Source organism: uncultured Amaricoccus sp., assembly GCF_937858865.1.
In the GTDB taxonomy this organism is placed as follows: domain Bacteria; phylum Pseudomonadota; class Alphaproteobacteria; order Rhodobacterales; family Rhodobacteraceae; genus Amaricoccus.
In genome coordinates this window covers 1-15,905 of record NZ_CALLYO010000462.1, presented here as the reverse complement: position 1 = coordinate 15,905, position 15,905 = coordinate 1, and the positions used below count along the sequence as shown (strand labels likewise).

Sequence of the window (15,905 nt, the reverse complement as noted above, 5' to 3'; positions counted from 1 at the left end):
TTCGAGGAGAAGAATCTGTGACCAAGGCCTACCAGGTCGTCGGCATCGGCAACGCGCTCGTCGACGTGATCTCCCACGTCGAGGACGAGTTCCTCGCCGCGAACGGTGTCGAGAAGGGCATCATGACCCTCATCGACAAGGAGCGCGCGGTGGAGCTCTACGGCCGCATGGGTCCGGCGCGCGAGGTCTCCGGCGGCTCGGCCGCCAACACCATCGCCGGCCTCGCCGCCCTCGGCGCGCGCACCGCCTACGTCGGCAAGGTCAAGGACGACCAGCTCGGCTCGATCTTCGCCCACGACCTGCGCGCCCAGGGCGCCCGCTATGCGACGCCGCCCGCGCCCCCCTCGCACTGGCACGAGACCGGCCGCTGCATGGTGCTGGTCAGCCCCGACGGCGAGCGGTCGATGTCGACCTACCTCGGCGTCTCGGAGTTCCTCGCCCCCGAGGACATCGACGCGGCCGAGATGGCCGCCGCCGAATGGATCTTCCTCGAGGGCTACCGCTACGACGGCCCCGATTCGATCGCCGCCTTCGAGACGGCGGTCCGCGCCACCAAACGCGCCGGCGGCAAGGTGGCGATCACCCTCTCCGACCCCTTCTGCGTCGAGCGCCACCGCGACGAGTTCCTGCGCATGATCGCCGCCGACGTCGACCTCCTCGTCGCCAACGAGCACGAGCTCATGTCGCTCTACCGCACATCCGACCTCGAGACGGCGATGGCCCGCGCCGAGGCCGAGGTGCCGCTCACCGCCTGCACCGTCGGCCCGAAGGGCGCCCACGTCATCGGCGGCGGCGAGCGCGTGCACGCCCCGGCCACCCGGGTCGAGGTGGTCGACGTGACCGGCGCCGGCGACCTCTTCGCCGCCGGCTTCCTCCACGGCCTCACCTCCGGGCGCGACCGGCTGACGGCGGCCCGCATGGGCTGCCTCGCCGCCGGCGAGGTCATCTCCCACGTCGGCGCCCGCCCCGAGGCCGACCTCAGGACGCTGTTCGCGGAAGCGGGGCTGCTCTGAGCGCAGGCGCCCCCGAGCCGGTCGAGCCTCCCGCGGCAGCCCCGCGGCGCGATGACCCGCGCCTCGGCATCGCGCTGATGATCGCGAGCGCGCTGACCTTCGCCTGCCAGGACGGCATGTCGCGCTACCTCGCCGAAAACTACAACGTCATCACCGTGGTGATGATCCGCTACTGGTTCTTCGCCCTCTTCGTCCTCGTCCTCGCCCAGGCGCAGAAGGGCGGGATCCGGCGTGTCGCCCGCACGCCGCACCTCGGGATGCAGATCGGCCGCGGCATCCTGCTCGCCGTCGAGATCTGCGTCACCATCCTCTCCTTCGTCCTGCTCGGCCTCATCGGCACGCACGCCGTCTTCTCGGTCTATCCCCTCCTCGTCGCCGGCCTCGCCGGCCCCGTGCTCGGCGAATACGTCGGCTGGCGGCGCGGCGCCGCCATCGCGGTCGGCCTCGTCGGCATCCTCGTCATCCTGCGCCCCGGCGCCCAGGTCATCAGCGTCACCGCCCTCGTGCCGCTCGCCGGCGCCCTCCTCTTCGCCATCTACGCGCTGATGACCCGCCTCGTCGCCGACACCGACAGCGCCGAGACGAGCCTCTTCTACACCGGCGTCGCCGGCGCGGTGGCGATCACCCTGGTCGGCCCCTTCTTCTGGACGCCCATCCATGGCGCCTGGGACTGGTTCTGGATGCTGATGCTCTGCGCCTTCGGCGTGCTCGGGCACTTCCTGCTGATCAAGGCCTACGAGGTGGCCGAGGCCGGCACCATCCAGCCCTTCGCCTACTTCCAGCTCGTCTTCGTCGCCGTCATGGGGCTCCTCGTCTTCGACGAGCGGCCCGACCGCTGGACCGTCGCCGGCGGCGCCCTCATCATCGCCGCCGGCCTCTACACCCTGATCCGCCAGGCCCGCCTCGGCCGCCGGCGCTGACACCGACCGGAACGCGTCAGTTGATGTCGGCCACGATCCGCACCGCCGCCGCCTCGCCCTGGAGCCGCGCCCGGTAGACGTGCAGCGCCTCGAGCACCCGCATCACGTAGTTGCGGGTCTCGCTGTAGGGGATCGACTCGATCCACGCCACGCTGTCGACCGCCCCGGTGCGCGGATCGCCGTTCTGTTTCAGCCAGGCGTCCACCCGCCCCGGCCCGGCGTTGTAGGCGGCCGTGGCCAGCAGGTACGACCCCCGGTAGCGGTCGAGCAGGCCCGCGAGGTACGAGGTCCCGAGCCGCGCGTTGTAGCGCGGGTCGGTCCCGAGCCGCGCCGGGCTGAACGGCACCCCGGCCCGGTCCGCCTCGTGCCTGGCCGTCGCCGGCATCAGCTGCATCAGCCCGCGCGCCCCCACGCTCGAGGCCGCCCGCGCGTCGAGCTCCGACTCCTGCCGCGCGATCGCCATCATGAACTCTGTCGGCACCGGCCAGGCGTCCTCGGCCACCGCATGCAGCGGATAATACTGGTCGGCCAGGATGATCCCCTGCGCGGCCGCGTCCTTCGAGATGCGGATGCCGATCTGCGGCCGCCCGAGGTCGATCGCCATCTGCGCCAGCGCCGCGCGCACCTCCGGCGGCTGGCCGTCCGCGGCATGGCGGAAGAACTGCGAGGCCCGCCGGTCGTCGTTGGCGAGATGCAGGAAATAGGCCGCCTTCACCACCGAGGACTGCATGAAGTCGGCGCCCCGCCAGTCGGGCGGCGCGCCCACCCCGACGAGCCCGGTGTCGGGCGGCAGGCCGAGCTCCTCCGCCGCCAGCTGCCCGTAGAAGCTCGTCTGGTACTTCGCCCCCATGCGGAAGGCGTTCTCCGCCGCTGCGGCGTCCCCGCTCGCCTTGAAGGCGAGCCCGAGCCAGTAGCCGGCCCGCCCGAGGCTGATCGGCGTCGCCACCGCCGCCTGGAATTTGGTGAAATGCCCGATCGCCCGCTTCGGGTCGTCGAGCCGGGTCAGCGCGACGAAGCCCGCCACCCACTCGCTGTCGGCATAGTCGGCACCCTCGCTGCCGAAGTTCTGCGCCGCGATCCGGTAGGCGCCGCGCACGTCGCCGTCCTCGAGCGCCTGCCGCGCCAGGTTCGCCCGGCGCTCCAGCCACATCTCCGGCCGCCCGAGCGCGGTCGCCGAGGTCGACTTCTCGAGGATATAGGCCTCGGCATCCTGCCAGCGCCCCTTCTGCACCCGGTAGCGATACCGCTCGTAGGCGAGCCCGGGATCGTTCTTCAGCCGCGCCGGCACGCTGTTGATCAGATACTGCATCCCCTCGGCATCGCGCCGGGTGGCGATGCGCGCCTGGGCCAGCTTCTGCCAGTCCTCGCCCACCAGCCGCAGCATCGCCTCGGCCTCGTTGGTGAGCCCGCGCCAGAGCAGCATGTCGAGCCGCGCCTCGTGCTGCGGCTTCACCACCTCGCCCCAGCCGTCGAGCATCGCGCGCCGCTCGGCGCCGGTCAGCGAGAAGCCGGTCCACGCCCGGACGATCTCCGCCTCCGCCTCCTCCACCCGCCCCTCGGCGCGCAGCGCCTCGGCGAGCCGCAGCGAGCCGGTGCCGGTCTCCGGCTTCTCGCCGAAGAAGGCGACGACCTCCGCCGCCGGCAGCCCCTGCGGCATCTGCCGCTCGCCGGCGCGACGCAGCGTGGCGAGCCCCGGCCAGTCGGGATGCTCGGCGAGGAAGGCGCCATACTCCTCCCAGGTCCCCGCTCCGTCGCGCAGGCGGGCCCAGAGCAGGATGTCCCGGGCGATCGGCTGTCCGGTCCAGGCCGCCAGCGTCTCGGCCTCGGTCCAGTCCCCGGTCGCCGCCGCGTCGAGCGCCTGGGCGAGAAGCGACGCCTGTGCCGTGGTCTGGGCGGACGCGACGCCGGGCAGGCCGAGCCACAGCCCGGCGAGCAGGGCAGGGATCAATCGCTTGCGGTGCGGCATGCTCGTCCCTCGAGGTGCTTGTTCTGCTTTGGCGGCACTATACCATAGCGTGCAGCGGCAAGTCTTCATGCCAGATGCTTGCGGTTAATGCGATTCACGAATAGGTTCCGCCCGGCTCCGGGGCCGCTCCCCTCCCCGTCGAAGAGGCATCCCATGTTCCAAGGCTCGATCCCCGCGCTCGTCACCCCCTTCCGCGACGGCAAGGTGGACGAGGCCGCGCTCGTCGCGCTGGTGGAATGGCATGTCGCCGAGGGCAGCCACGGCCTCGTCGCCGTCGGCACCACCGGCGAGACCCCGACCCTCAGCCACGAGGAGCACGAGCACTGCATCGAGCTGATCGTGCAGACCGCCGCCGGCCGCATCCCGGTCATCGCCGGGGCGGGCTCGAACAACACCGAGGAATCGATCCGCCTGATGCGCTTCGCCCGCAAGGTCGGGGCCGACGCGGCGCTGGTCGTCACCCCCTACTACAACAAGCCGAGCCAGCGCGGGCTCTACCACCACTTCCGCACCCTGCACGACGCGGTGGACCTGCCGATCATCATCTACAACATCCCCGGCCGCTCGGTCGTCGACATGACGCCCGCCACCATGGGCGAGCTCGCCCGGCTGCCACGGATCATCGGCGTCAAGGACGCGACCGGCGACATCGGCCGCGTCTCGGACCAGCGGATCACCTGCGGCACGGACTTCATCCAGCTCTCCGGCAACGACGACAGCGCGCTCGGCTTCAACGCCCACGGCGGCCGCGGCTGCATCAGCGTGGTGGCGAACATCGCCCCGCGCCTCTCGGCCGAGTTCCAGGAGGCGATGCTCGCCGGCGACTACGCCCGCGCCCTCACCTATCAGGACCGGCTGATGCCGCTGCACCGCGCCTGCTTCGCCGAGCCGAACCCGGCACCGACCAAGTTCGGCCTCTCGCTTCTCGGCAAGTGCACCGAGGAGATCCGCTCGCCGATGGTGCCCCTCGAGGAGCCGACGCGCGAGAAGATGCGCGCCGCCATGCGCCACGCCGGCCTGCTCAACTGACGGCCGAGTCGCAGGCGGACGAGCTACCACGGATAGCCGCCGCCCCGCCAGTTCAGGAACGTCCCGTTCTGCTCCGGCGTCAGCCCCGCGATCACCCGGCGCATCGCCGTCACGCTCTCCTCGGGCGAGATGGCGGCGCCCGGGCCGCCCATGTCGGTCCTGACCCAGCCCGGATTGAGCACGACGACGGTGATCCCGCGCGGCCCGAGGCTGAACGCGCGCGCCCGCATCGCCATGTTCACCGCCGCCTTCGAGGTGCGGTAGACGAGCTGCGAGCCCGACCCGACATCGCCGATCGAACCCATGCCGCTCGTCAGTGTCACCGCCCTGGCGCCGCCTGCCGCCGCCAGCCGGTCGGCGAAGGCGTCGAGCACCCGGACCGGCCCCATGGTGTTGACGTCGAGCACATGCGCCCAGTCGGCATAGTTCACCGCCCCCGGCGAATCGTCGCCCGAGCCGGCGATCCCGGCGGTGTTGAGCAGCAGGTCGACCGGACCGTCGCCCTCGCGCGCCACCGCCTCGACCGCGGCGAGGTCGGTCACGTCCATGGCGATCGGCCGGACGCCGCTGCCGTAGGCGCGCAGCTCCCGGTCCAGGCTTTCCGGATGGCGGCAGGCGGCGATGACCTGCCAGCCTTCCGCGGCATACTGGCGGACGAACTCGCGGCCGATACCGCGGCTCGCGCTCGTGACGACGACCGTGGGCATCTGCTCCTCCTTCCTCTGCTGTCCGGGGGGAGATAGCCCGAGGGCGCCGGCTGGACAGGCGAAGTGGCCTTCGATAGAGCGGCGGGACCATGGCCAAGGACGCGAAACCCGTGAAGCTCGTCGCCGAGAACCGGCGCGCGCGGCACGACTATTTCATCGAGGACGACCTCGAGGTGGGCATCGTGCTCGAGGGCTCGGAGGTGAAGAGCCTGCGGCAGGGCAAGGCCAACATCGCCGAGAGCTATGCCGCCGTCGAAGGCGGCGAGCTCTGGCTGATCAACGGCTACATCCCGGCCTATGCCCAGGCCAAGGCCTTCGGCCACGAGGAACGGCGCCGCCGCAAGCTCCTCGTCTCGCGGCGCGAGCTCGCCCGGCTCTGGCAGGGGACAGCGCGCGAGGGGATGACGCTGGTGCCGCTGCGGCTCTACTTCAACGATCGCGGCAAGGCGAAGCTGCAGCTCGGCATCGCCAAGGGCAAGAAGCTCGCCGACAAGCGGGCGACCGAGGCCAAGCGCGACTGGGAGCGCCAGAAGGCCCGTCTCCTGCGCGAGCGCGGCTGACTGCCTGTCTATACGTTGTCAATACGGGTAAAATAGTCGCGTCTTTTCAATATATTGACCGGCGGGCACACGTGCCTGGGTGTGCCCGCCGCCCTAATCGCGATCGCGCCTCAGCAGCACGAGCAGCGCGCCGAGCGCCACCAGGCCGATCCCGACCGCCGAGCGCGACGGCTTCGCCCCGCCCACCAGCGACAGCGCCGCCACCTGCGCCAGCTGGCGGTCGAGCGCCGCCCGCTGCGCCGCGAGCCGGCGGTGGCGCCGCTCCTCGAGCGCCAGCGCACCGAGAAAGATCAGCAGCACCACCAGCGCCCCGGCGGCCATGATGGCGAGCGCGTTGATCCAGCCGAAGCGGTCGGCCAGCGCCACGGCGGCCGCCATCAGCGCGAAGCCGAGGCAGACCAGCGCGGCCAGCACGCATCCGCCGACCAGCGCCGCACGCAGGGCTGTGCGGCGCCCGAAGCTGCGGACGCGCGCCTCCGCGACCCGCGAGACCGCCGAGAGCGCGCGGAACACGTCAGCGCCGGAAGATGACGCCGACGAGGAAGCCCAGCAGGGCGGCGAGCCCCAGCGAGGCGAAGGGCCGGCGGCGGGTCGCCGCGGCCAGCTCGTCCTCCAGCGACTGCAGCTCGGCGAGCGCGACGTCGACCGCCTCCTCCCCCTTGGCGTAGCCGGTCGAGGCCGTCCGCTGCGCCGCCGCCTTGAGCCCGGCAGCGCGCTCCTTGCCCAGGCGCGTGACCACGGCGCCGAGCTCGGCCATGTCGGCGCGGAGCGCGGCGATCTGTGCGGCGACCGGCTCGGAAAGCTCGGCGGCGGCGTCTTCGATTTCCTTGCGGGTGGCCATCCTCATCATCCTCTCATCTCTCCGGGGGCGAGCGCCGCTCGCATCGGCGTGGCAACGCGACCCCGCCCCCGAAGGTTCCCCCATCGACCGCGGGGAGTGTGCCGCGCGCCGCGCCCGCCGGCAAGCGCACGCGATGCCACCGGCCGTTCAGACGAAGCGGTTGACCCGGTTCTCGAGCCGCTCCTGCCGCCCCGAGCGCGGCTGCGGATCGAGGCCCTCGCGATCGACCCGCTCGGCGATGGCGGCGAGGTCGCTCGCGAGCATCGCCTGCGCCTCGGGCCTCTCCCAGCCGGCATAGCGATCCTTCAGCGCCGCATCGAGCCCGCCGTCCTCGATCATCGCCGCGGCAGCGAGGAGGCCGCGGGCGAGCGTGTCCATGCCGCCCACGTGGCCCGCGATCAGATCCTCCGGATCGAGCGACTGGCGGCGGAGCTTCGCGTCGAAGTTGAAACCGCCGGTGGTGAGCCCGCCGCCCCCGAGGATGTAGTAGAGCGCCAGCGCCGTCTCCGGGACGTTGTTCGGGAACTGGTCGGTGTCCCAGCCGGACTGGTAGTCGTTGCGGTTGGCGTCGACCGAGCCGAAGATACCGAGGGCGATGGCGGTCGCGATCTCGTGCTCGAAGGAATGGCCGGCGAGCACGGCGTGGCCGGTCTCGATGTTGACCTTCACCTCCTTCTCCAGCCCGAACCGCTGCAGGAAGCCGAAGACGGTGGCGACGTCGTAGTCGTACTGGTGCTTGGTCGGCTCCTGCGGCTTCGGCTCGATCAGGATGGTGCCCTTGAAGCCGATTTTCTCCTTGTAGTCGACGACCATGGCGAGGAAGCGGCCCATATGGTCGAGTTCCTGCCTCATGTCGGTGTTGAGCAGCGTCTCGTAGCCCTCGCGCCCGCCCCAGAGGACGTAGTTGGCGCCGTTCAGCCGGTGGGTGACGTCGAGGCAGTGCTTCACCTGCGCCGCGGCATAGGCGAAGACGTCCGGGTCGGGATTGGTGGCGGCGCCCGCCATGTACCTCCGGTTGGAGAAGAGGTTGGCGGTGCCCCAGAGCAGCTCGACGCCGGTCTCCTGCATGCGTCTCTCGAAGATGTCGGCGATCTCCGAGACGTTGCGGTTCGACTCGGCGAGGCTCCGGCCTTCGGGGGCGATGTCGCGGTCGTGGAAGGTGAAGAACTTCGCCCCGAGGATCTCGAGCATCTCGAAGGCGACCTCAGCCTTCAGCTTCGCGTCCGCCATGCCGCCGCCGAACCAGGGCCGCTCGAAGGTGCGCCCGCCGAAGGGGTCGCCCCCCTCCCAGGCGAAGGAGTGCCAGTAGGCGACCGCCATGCGCAGCTGATCCTCCATCCGCTTGCCGAGCACGATCCGGCCGCGGTCGTAGAAGCGAAAGGCGAGCGGGTTGGTACTGTCCGGGCCTTCGTAGCGGACCGGCTCGATGCCCTTGAAGAAGTCGCTCATCGGACGTTTTCCCTCCCGGTGTTCTCGTGTGGAGTTTACCTATGCGGGGAAAAGAGCGTGAGAACGCCCCTTGCCTATGTCACTCGTATTCGGACGGTCGCCATGCCGCTTGCGGTGGGCTATATTCGTGTCGGGAGCTCTGGAGATGTCTGCGGCGTTGAGGATCGACACGTTGAAGTTCGTTCGGAAGCTGACGGACGCGGGCATGGAGCGCCCGATGGCCGAGGCGATTGCAGACGGTCTCTCCGAAGCCGATATGTCCGAGCTTGCGACCAAGGCGGACCTTGCGACGGTGAAGGCGGAGCTGAAGGCCGACATCAACGCGGTCCGGCTCGAGGCTGCCGAGAACAAGGCGGAGATGCTCCGCTTCATGATGCTGCAGGCCGTCACCATCATCGGGGTGACCGTCACGCTCATCAAGCTCCTGCCCTGAGCGCCGGAAAGAGCTCCCGATAGCGCGCATAGCCCTCGCGGTAGCGCGGCACCAGCGCCGGGTCGGGCTCGATCACCCGCAGGATCTCGGGTGCGGCGCAGATCTCGGCCGGGTCGGCACCCTCGGCGGCGCAGATGGCGAGCCGCGCGGCGCCGAGGGCGGCGCCGATGTCGCTGTCGGCGGCGATCTCGAGCGGGCGGTCGAGGACGCTGGCGATGATCCGGAGCCAGGCGTCGGAGCGGGCGCCGCCGCCGACCGCCAGGGCGGAGGCGAAGTCGGTGCCGGCGTCGTTCAGCACGCGCTGGCAGTCCCGGAAGGCGTAGGCGACGCCTTCGAGGACGGCCTGCGTCAGGTCGCGGGCGTCGTCCGACTGCGAGAGGCCGGTGAAGGCGCCGCGGGCGCCTGCGTCGTTGTGCGGGGTGCGCTCGCCGGAGAGGTAGGGCAGGAAGGTGATCGGGGAGGGCGCCTCGACCCGGCCCACGGCGGCGGCGAGGTCGGCGGCCTTGCGGCCGGTGACGCGGGAGAGCCATTCGAGGCTGTCCGAGGCGGAGAGGATCACGCCCATCTGGTGCCAGGTCTGCGGGATGGCGTGGCAGAAGGCGTGAACCGCCCCGGCGGTGTTGGGCGAGAAGCGGGCGTTCGAGACGAAGAGGACGCCCGAGGTGCCGATCGAGACGAAGGCCGAGCCGGGGGTGACGACGCCCACGCCGCAGGCGGCGGCGGCGTTGTCGCCGGCGCCTCCCGCCACCACCACCGGGCCGGAGATGCCCCAGCGCCCGGCGAGATCGGGCAGGAGCTCGCCCGAGGGCTGGCTGCCCTCGACCAGGCGCGGCATGTGGCGGCGGCTGAGGCCGGTCGCCTCGAGCAGGTCGTCGGACCAGTCGCGGGCGGCGACGTCGAGCCAGAAGGTGCCGGCGGCGTCGGACATCTCCGAGACGTGGTGGCCGGTCAGCCGCAGGCGGACGTAGTCCTTGGGCAGCAGCACGGCGTCGATCCGGGCATAGAGCCCGGGCTCGTGCCTGCGCATCCAGGCGATCTTCGGGGCGGTGAAGCCCGGCATGGCGATGTTGCCGGCGATCTCGCGGGCGCGCGGGCAGGCGGCCTCGATCTCGGCGCATTCGGCCATGGCGCGGCCGTCGTTCCAGAGGATCGCCGGGCGCAGCACCCGGTCCTCGTCGTCGAGGCAGACGGCGCCGTGCATCTGCCCGGAGAGGCCGATGCCGCGCAGGCCGGCGAGGCCGTGCTCGCGGGCGAGGGTCGCGATGGTCGCCTCGGTCGCCTTCCACCAGTCCTCGGGATCCTGCTCGGACCAGCCGGGGTGCGGACGGCTGACGGAGAGGTGCTGGCTGGCCTGGCCGACGAGACGCTGGTCGCGGTCGAAGAGCACGGTCTTGACCGAGGACGTGCCGATGTCGATGCCGAGATACATGCTGGCCGACCCTCCCCTGCGCGCCGGCGCTTCTGCACCCCTCGGGCGAGGGCGGACGATTCCGTCGCGGCGCGGCCGGCCAAGCATTCCCCGCGCGCTCCGGGCTTGTCAAATGGCGGGTGCAGATGGGAACGATCAGGATTTCGCGCGCGAAACTATAAGTATCTTCTTGATTCTGAAGGGATTCGTCGGGTAAATGCTTCGTTACTCGCCCGCAAGCCCGGATCGTGCCGACCCCGCAGGGGCGGTATCGAAGGAGCGGCGGGGGCGAGCATAGAGCACCAGCAGCAGGAGTCCCTTCCCTTTCAGGCGATCGCCATGCGCCTCATGCGGCCTCGGGCAGATTGAATCGGTGTCGAGGGGAATTCCGGTCGTGCTAACAGCGGCTTGGGCAGACCGGAATGACGCTGGAAGGAGGCTGGAAAGCGGCCATACGAATTGCGGGCGTGGCCAGAGGTTAACGCAGGTCGCGCACGGCGCGCGCGGCAGACACCCGGAGAACGTCTCAGTCCAGCCAGCCCTGCTCGCGGTAGTAGCCTTCGGCGGCCGGGTGGAGCGGGGCGGACAGCCCGTCGCGGGCCATCGCCTCGGGGTCGAGATGGGCGAGCACCGGATCGAGGCCCCGGAGCATCTCGAGGTCGCCGAAGACCGAGCGCACCACCGTGTCGATGCGCTCCTCCGGCTGGTCGGCGCGGGTGACGAGCGTCGCCCCGACGCCGAAGGTCGCGACCGGGCGGTCGTTGCCGCGGTAGAGACCGGCCGGGATGGTCGCGGCGACGAAGGCGGGGGTCTCCGCCACCAGCGCATCGACCGCCGGCCCGGCGACCTCGACGAGGACGGCCGGGCAGGACGTCGTCGCCTCCTGCACCACGAGGGCCGGATGGCCGACCACGTAGGCGAAGGCGTCGATCTCGCCGTCGCAGAGCGCGCCGGCCAGCCGGTCGGGCGCGAGGTCGGGAACGGCGGCGAAGCTCTCCGCCGTCCAGCCGAGCGCCGCCATCAGCCGGTCGGCGAGCGCCCGCGTGCCGCTGCCGGGCGCGCCCCAGGCCACGCGCTTGCCGGCGAGATCCTCGACGCGCGTGATGCCGGCGTCGGCGCGGGCGAGCAGGGTCAGCGGCTCGGGATAGAGCGCGGCGACGGCGCGCAGCGCCTCGAACGGCCCGGCGGCGGCGAAGGCGCCGCTGCCCTCGAAGGCCGCCTCCTGGGTGTCGGACTGGACGATGGCGAGATCGTAGCTGCCGTCGCGCAGCGCGGTCAGGTTCCCGACCGAGCCCTCCGACGTCCGGGCAGCGCAGCGCAGGTTCGTCTCGCGGCGGTGCTGGTTGACCAGCCGGCAGAGGGCGACGCCGACCGGATAATAGACCCCGGCGACGTTGCCGGTCCCCATCCAGGCGATCTCCGGCTCCGGCACCGGCGGCGTCTCCGTGGGCTCCTGTGCGGCGGCCGGGGTCGCCGCGAGGAGCAGCGCGGCGAGCGCGGCCGCGAGTCGCACCGTCACGCGCCCCCGGCCGCCGCGGCCGGGGCGGCGGCGATCTCGTAGTCGTGGGTGACGGTGGCTGTCTTCTCCAGCATGGCGATGGCGGAGCAGTATTTCTCGACCGAGAGCGCGATCGCCCGCTCGACCTTGCGCGGGTCGAGGCCGGGGCCCGCGACGACGAAATGCAGGTGGATGCGGGTGAAGACCCGCGGCTCCTCCTCGGCGCGGTCGGCGTCGAGCTCGACGCGGCATTCGACCATGCCGGCGCGGCTCTTCTCGAGGATGTTGACCACGTCCCAGGCCGAGCAGCCGCCGGCGCCGATCAGGACCAGCTCCATGGCGCTCGGGCCGGGCTTCTCGCCCCCGCCGTGCGCCGTCCCGAGGGTGACCTCATGCCCGCTCGCGGTCGCGCCGACGAACGTGCGGTCACCGACCCACCTGACCTCTGCCTTCATGCCCGCCACCGCTCATCCTCGCCTCGTGCGGCAGGAGCATAGTGCGGAGCGGCGGCGGGCGCCACCGCTCCGCCTCGCGGGCCGGGAGGCGATCAGGCCTCGTCCGACGGCTTGGCGTTCAGCTGGTTCCAGTTCGCCTCGCCGATGCGCTCGAGCAGGTCGAGCTGCGTCTCGAGATGGTCGGTGTGGCCCTCCTCGTCGGTCAGGATCTCCTCGAAGAGGTTCTTCGACACATAGTCGCGCACCTTCTCGCAATAGTCGCGCGCCTCCTTGTAGAGGGCGATCGCGTCGAGCTCGGCGGCCAGATCGCACTCGAGCGTCTCCTTCGGCGACTCGCCGATCCGCAGCGGATCGAGCGTCTGCAGGTTGGGATGGCCCTCGAGGAAGATGATGCGCGCGATGAACTTGTCGGCGTGGTTCATCTCCTCGATGCTCTCCGCGCGCGACTTGTCGGCCAGCCGGCCGAGCCCCCAGTCCTCCTGCAGGCGGTAGTGCAGCCAATACTGGCTGACGGCCGTCAGCTCGCTGCGCAACCCCTTGTTGAGATACTCGATGACGCCCTTGTCGCCCTTCATCGCACACCCCTTTCCTGTCTGGCCCGCGGTCAAGCCGCTCGGGCACAGCCTAGATCAAGGCGGGCAGGGCCCGCAATATGGAATCGTTCTAAACTGGATGCGGCATCATGCCTCGTTCAGAACGACCCTCAGCGCCGACGCGCGCAGGTCGCAGAGCTCGACCGGCACGGCGAACCTCTCGTCCCGGCGCATCCGCTCGACGAAGAGCCGGATGCAGCCGCCGCATTCCGCCGACTTGCCGAGCGCGCGGTAGATCTTGCCGGGCGTGATCAGCGTGTAGGGGTCGGACGCCCGCATCCAGGCGATGGCCTCGCGGATGTCGCGGTCACTGATGCCGGTGCAGGAGCAGACGATCATGCGGGTGACTCGATATGGCCGGTGGCCAATACCTGACAATAGTTATCAGGAAAGGCAAGCCCCCGCGTGCGACCTCGCGCGTTTTTGTCGGTCAGGCCACGGCGCGGGCGAGGGCGCAGTGGCTCCAGAGGGCGCTCAGCGCCTGGAGCAGGTGCTCGAGATCCGCATCGCCGTGCAGCGGCGAGGGCGTGAAGCGCAGCCGCTCCAGCCCCTTGGGCACGGTCGGATAGTTGATCGGCTGCACGTAGATCCCGTAGTCGTCGAGCAGGATGTCCGAGATCATCTTGCACTTGACCGGGTCCTTCACCATCACCGGGACGATGTGGCTGGGGTTCGGCAGGTGCGGGATGCCGAGCGCGTCGAGCCGGGTGCGGAGCTTGCGCACCATCTCGCGCTGGCGCTGCCGCTCGACGCCCGAGACCTTGAGGTGGGCGATGCTCGCCCGCGCGCCCGCTGCGACCGCCGGCGGCAGGGCGGTGGTGAAGATGAAGCCCGAGGCGAAGCTGCGGATGAAGTCGACCAGCGCCGCCGAGCCGGTGATGTAGCCGCCGACCACGCCGAAGGCCTTGCCGAGCGTGCCCTCGATCAGCGTCACCCGGTCCATCAGGCCCATCTCCTCGGCGACGCCGCCGCCGCGCGGGCCGTAGAGGCCGACCGCGTGCACCTCGTCGAGATAGGTCATGGCGCCGTGCGCCTCGGCGACGTCGAGGATCTCGCCGATGGGCGCGATGTCGCCGTCCATCGAGTAGACGCTCTCGAAGGCGACGACCTTCGGGCGGTCCGGCCCGACCTGCGAGAGCTGCCGGTCGAGATCCCGCGGGTCGTTGTGCCGCCAGATCCGCTTCTCGCAGCGGGCGTGGCGAATGCCCTCGATCATGCTGGCGTGGTTGAGCGCGTCCGACAGGATCACGCAGCCGGGCAGCCGGCTGCCGAGCGTCGAGAGCGCGGCCCAGTTCGAGACGTAGCCCGAGGTGAAGAGGAGTGCCGCCGCCTTGCCGTGCAGGTCGGCGAGCTCGCGCTCGAGCAGCACGTGGTCGTGGGTGTTGCCCGAGATGTTGCGCGTGCCGCCGGCGCCGGCGCCGCAGCGGTCGATCGCCTCGTGCATCGCCGCGAGCACGGCCGGATGCTGGCCCATCCCGAGATAGTCGTTCGAGCACCAGACGGTGACCTCGGACGGCCTCTCCGCGACATAGCGCCGGGCGCGCGGGAAGTCGCCGCTCAGCCGCTCGAGCTCGGCGAAGACGCGGTAGTTGCCCTCCTTGCGGAGCGCCTCCAGCCGTTCGCCGAAAAGGGCGTCGTAGTCCATCAGCCTTCCCCCTCCGTCGCGACCGCTGCCCAGGGGCCCTTTCTGTCGATTGCGCGAGTCGGGGCGAAAGTCAACCTTGGCGGCCGCGCCGGTGCCGCGCTCGTGCGCCGTTCAGGCCAGCGCCCGGAAGGCGGGCAGCGCCCGCTCGATCATCGCCGCGTTCGCCGTCAGCGAGATGCGGAAGTCCCCCGGCCGCTCGAAGAGCGTGCCCGGCATGACGAGCACGCCCCGCTCGGCCAGCGCCTCGGCGAAGCGCACCGCGTCCCCGCCCGGCGCCGCGCCCCAGAGGTAGAAGGTCCCCTCCGGCCGCGTCAGCCGGTAGCCCCATGCCCCGAGCGCGCCGAGCAGCCGCTCCCGCCGGGCGGCCAGCGCCGCGATGTCGATCGAGACCTCCTCGAGGGCCGGCACGGCATATTGCATGACCGAATCGGGAAAGCCCCAGCCGAGCGCCATCTGGCAGGAGAAGAACGCCTCGCGCAGCGCCGCCCGCTCCGCGGCCGGCAAGAGCGGCGAGAGCGCGAGATAGCCGAGCCGCTGCCCCGGCGCGAGCAGCACCTTGCCGTAGCTGTAGTCGATCAGCGTCCAGGGATAGACCGCCGCCGGGCTGACGAAGCCGTTGCCGTCGAAGCGGATCCGCCGGTAGGGCTCGTCGGAGAGCAGCCAGATCCGCGACCCGATCCGCGCCGAGGCCGCCTCGAGCAGTCCGGCCAGCGCCTCGAGCGCCGCCCGCGGGTAGATCCGCCCGGTCGGGTTGTGCGGCGAGTTCACCACCACCATCCGCGTCCGCGGCGTGATCGCCGCCTCGATCGCGGCGAGGTCGAGGTCGAACCGCTCCGGGTCGAGCGGCGCGCGCACCGGCACGAGGTCGGCCGCCCGCAGCATCGGCGCGTAGCAGAACCAGCCCGGCACCGGGATGACCACCTCGGCGCCGGCGTCCATCACCAGCCGGAAGGCGAGCGCGATCGCCCCGAAGGCGCCCTGGGTCAGCGTCACGTCCTCGGGCTCGAAGCCGAGGCCGAGCTCGCGCGAGAGGGCGCCGGCGATCACCTCGCGCGCCTCCGGCTGGCCGGGATTGTAGGCGAACCAGTCCTCGCGCAGCGGCTCGACGCTCTGCCTGAGCGCGGCGACGAGGCCGGGCAGCGGCATCTCGTGCGGGTTGCCGAAGGTGAAGTCGCAGACGTCCCCGCCCTCGGCGGTGCGCGCCATCACCGCCTCGAAGAAGCGCCGCACCGTGGCGAATTCGTCCGCCGCCGCCAGGCCGCGCGCCGATACCGAAGCCATCCCTGTCCCCTCAACGCTCCGCCGGCAGAGTGGCACGCGGATGTTTCGCGCCTGTCGCTCGCCGCTCAGGCGGCGAAGAACCCAGGCCCGGCCCGCCCGCGCAGCTC

17 protein-coding genes are annotated in these 15,905 nt (G+C 71.3%); 5 read left to right on the top strand and 12 right to left on the bottom strand.

Annotated elements, in window-relative coordinates:
• Positions 1 to 17 precede the first annotated feature (17 nt).
• Both Q0112_RS13635 and Q0112_RS13630 read left to right on the top strand, forming a co-directional pair.
• Positions 18 to 1,013 carry an adenosine kinase gene (locus tag Q0112_RS13635; protein ID WP_297976160.1) on the top strand — a complete coding sequence of 332 codons (996 nt, stop codon included), beginning with the start codon at positions 18 to 20 and terminating at the stop codon, positions 1,011 to 1,013.
• A 77-nt stretch (positions 1,014 to 1,090) separates the two neighbouring features.
• A complete protein-coding gene (locus Q0112_RS13630) occupies positions 1,091 to 1,933 on the top strand; it encodes a DMT family transporter (RefSeq protein ID WP_297976156.1) in 843 nt (280 codons plus the stop codon).
• A gap of 16 nt (positions 1,934 to 1,949) precedes the next feature.
• Here the strand turns inward: Q0112_RS13630 and Q0112_RS13625 are convergent, their stop codons facing one another.
• A complete protein-coding gene (locus tag Q0112_RS13625) occupies positions 1,950 to 3,899 on the bottom strand; it encodes a transglycosylase SLT domain-containing protein (RefSeq protein WP_297976154.1) in 1,950 nt (649 codons plus the stop codon).
• Between the two features lie 153 nt (positions 3,900 to 4,052).
• On the opposite strand from Q0112_RS13625, the gene dapA reads away from it, so the two are divergent.
• On the top strand, positions 4,053 to 4,928 hold the full coding sequence (dapA, locus tag Q0112_RS13620; RefSeq protein ID WP_297976152.1) for a 4-hydroxy-tetrahydrodipicolinate synthase: 876 nt from the start codon (positions 4,053 to 4,055) through the stop codon (positions 4,926 to 4,928).
• 23 nt (positions 4,929 to 4,951) lie between these two features.
• Here the strand turns inward: dapA and Q0112_RS13615 are convergent, their stop codons facing one another.
• A complete protein-coding gene (locus tag Q0112_RS13615) occupies positions 4,952 to 5,635 on the bottom strand; it encodes an SDR family oxidoreductase (RefSeq protein ID WP_297976150.1) in 684 nt (227 codons plus the stop codon).
• A gap of 89 nt (positions 5,636 to 5,724) precedes the next feature.
• Between Q0112_RS13615 and smpB the strand changes: the two genes are divergently transcribed.
• The gene (gene smpB / locus Q0112_RS13610) at positions 5,725 to 6,195 is read left to right on the top strand and encodes an SsrA-binding protein SmpB (protein WP_297976148.1); all 471 of its coding nucleotides are present in this window, start codon (positions 5,725 to 5,727) and stop codon (positions 6,193 to 6,195) included.
• A gap of 93 nt (positions 6,196 to 6,288) precedes the next feature.
• Here the strand turns inward: smpB and Q0112_RS13605 are convergent, their stop codons facing one another.
• From Q0112_RS13605 to xylA, 3 genes are all read right to left on the bottom strand, one after another.
• On the bottom strand, positions 6,289 to 6,708 hold the full coding sequence (locus Q0112_RS13605) for a hypothetical protein (RefSeq protein WP_297976146.1): 420 nt from the start codon (positions 6,706 to 6,708) through the stop codon (positions 6,289 to 6,291).
• A 1-nt stretch (position 6,709) separates the two neighbouring features.
• Positions 6,710 to 7,045 carry a hypothetical protein gene (locus Q0112_RS13600; RefSeq protein ID WP_297976145.1) on the bottom strand — a complete coding sequence of 112 codons (336 nt, stop codon included), beginning with the start codon at positions 7,043 to 7,045 and terminating at the stop codon, positions 6,710 to 6,712.
• Positions 7,046 to 7,183: 138 nt separating this feature from the next.
• Positions 7,184 to 8,485, bottom strand: a complete 1,302-nt coding sequence (xylA, locus tag Q0112_RS13595) for a xylose isomerase (RefSeq protein WP_297976144.1) — start codon at positions 8,483 to 8,485, stop codon at positions 7,184 to 7,186.
• Positions 8,486 to 8,657: 172 nt separating this feature from the next.
• Between xylA and Q0112_RS13590 the strand changes: the two genes are divergently transcribed.
• Entirely contained in the window at positions 8,658 to 8,918 is a 261-nt protein-coding gene (locus Q0112_RS13590) for a hypothetical protein (protein ID WP_297976142.1), read from the top strand.
• Here Q0112_RS13590 and xylB read toward each other — a convergent pair.
• The 7 genes from xylB to Q0112_RS13555 all read right to left on the bottom strand — a co-directional run bounded on the left by xylB (position 8,902) and on the right by Q0112_RS13555 (position 15,798).
• Entirely contained in the window at positions 8,902 to 10,347 is a 1,446-nt protein-coding gene (gene xylB / locus Q0112_RS13585; protein ID WP_297976140.1) for a xylulokinase, read from the bottom strand. The genes Q0112_RS13590 and xylB overlap by 17 nt on opposite strands.
• Positions 10,348 to 10,852: 505 nt before the next feature.
• Positions 10,853 to 11,839 carry a TAXI family TRAP transporter solute-binding subunit gene (locus Q0112_RS13580; protein WP_297976138.1) on the bottom strand — a complete coding sequence of 329 codons (987 nt, stop codon included), beginning with the start codon at positions 11,837 to 11,839 and terminating at the stop codon, positions 10,853 to 10,855.
• 2 nt (positions 11,840 to 11,841) lie between these two features.
• Positions 11,842 to 12,279, bottom strand: coding sequence for an OsmC family protein (locus Q0112_RS13575; RefSeq protein WP_297976158.1), 438 nt, complete (start codon positions 12,277 to 12,279; stop codon positions 11,842 to 11,844).
• 92 nt (positions 12,280 to 12,371) lie between these two features.
• Complete coding sequence (gene bfr, locus Q0112_RS13570; RefSeq protein ID WP_297976136.1) at positions 12,372 to 12,854, bottom strand: bacterioferritin; 483 nt, start codon at positions 12,852 to 12,854, stop codon at positions 12,372 to 12,374.
• 105 nt (positions 12,855 to 12,959) lie between these two features.
• The gene (locus tag Q0112_RS13565; protein ID WP_297976134.1) at positions 12,960 to 13,211 is read right to left on the bottom strand and encodes a bacterioferritin-associated ferredoxin; all 252 of its coding nucleotides are present in this window, start codon (positions 13,209 to 13,211) and stop codon (positions 12,960 to 12,962) included.
• A gap of 91 nt (positions 13,212 to 13,302) precedes the next feature.
• A complete protein-coding gene (gene hemA / locus Q0112_RS13560; RefSeq protein ID WP_297976132.1) occupies positions 13,303 to 14,517 on the bottom strand; it encodes a 5-aminolevulinate synthase in 1,215 nt (404 codons plus the stop codon).
• Positions 14,518 to 14,628: 111 nt separating this feature from the next.
• A complete protein-coding gene (locus Q0112_RS13555) occupies positions 14,629 to 15,798 on the bottom strand; it encodes an aminotransferase class I/II-fold pyridoxal phosphate-dependent enzyme (protein WP_297976130.1) in 1,170 nt (389 codons plus the stop codon).
• Positions 15,799 to 15,905 lie beyond the last annotated feature (107 nt).

Excerpts from the sequence above, each read along its gene's own strand:
- smpB (WP_297976148.1), top strand. The coding sequence starts at position 5,725 with ATGGCCAAGGACGCGAAACCCGTGAAGCTCGTCGCCGAGAACCGGCGC.
- xylB (WP_297976140.1), bottom strand. The coding sequence starts at position 10,347 with ATGTATCTCGGCATCGACATCGGCACGTCCTCGGTCAAGACCGTGCTC.
- bfr (WP_297976136.1), bottom strand. The coding sequence starts at position 12,854 with ATGAAGGGCGACAAGGGCGTCATCGAGTATCTCAACAAGGGGTTGCGC.
- Q0112_RS13600 (WP_297976145.1), bottom strand. The coding sequence starts at position 7,045 with ATGATGAGGATGGCCACCCGCAAGGAAATCGAAGACGCCGCCGCCGAG.
- dapA (WP_297976152.1), top strand. The coding sequence starts at position 4,053 with ATGTTCCAAGGCTCGATCCCCGCGCTCGTCACCCCCTTCCGCGACGGC.
- Q0112_RS13575 (WP_297976158.1), bottom strand. The coding sequence starts at position 12,279 with ATGAAGGCAGAGGTCAGGTGGGTCGGTGACCGCACGTTCGTCGGCGCG.
- Q0112_RS13555 (WP_297976130.1), bottom strand. The coding sequence starts at position 15,798 with ATGGCTTCGGTATCGGCGCGCGGCCTGGCGGCGGCGGACGAATTCGCC.
- Q0112_RS13565 (WP_297976134.1), bottom strand. The coding sequence starts at position 13,211 with ATGATCGTCTGCTCCTGCACCGGCATCAGTGACCGCGACATCCGCGAG.
- hemA (WP_297976132.1), bottom strand. The coding sequence starts at position 14,517 with ATGGACTACGACGCCCTTTTCGGCGAACGGCTGGAGGCGCTCCGCAAG.
- Q0112_RS13630 (WP_297976156.1), top strand. The coding sequence starts at position 1,091 with ATGATCGCGAGCGCGCTGACCTTCGCCTGCCAGGACGGCATGTCGCGC.
- Q0112_RS13615 (WP_297976150.1), bottom strand. The coding sequence starts at position 5,635 with ATGCCCACGGTCGTCGTCACGAGCGCGAGCCGCGGTATCGGCCGCGAG.
- Q0112_RS13625 (WP_297976154.1), bottom strand. The coding sequence starts at position 3,899 with ATGCCGCACCGCAAGCGATTGATCCCTGCCCTGCTCGCCGGGCTGTGG.
- xylA (WP_297976144.1), bottom strand. The coding sequence starts at position 8,485 with ATGAGCGACTTCTTCAAGGGCATCGAGCCGGTCCGCTACGAAGGCCCG.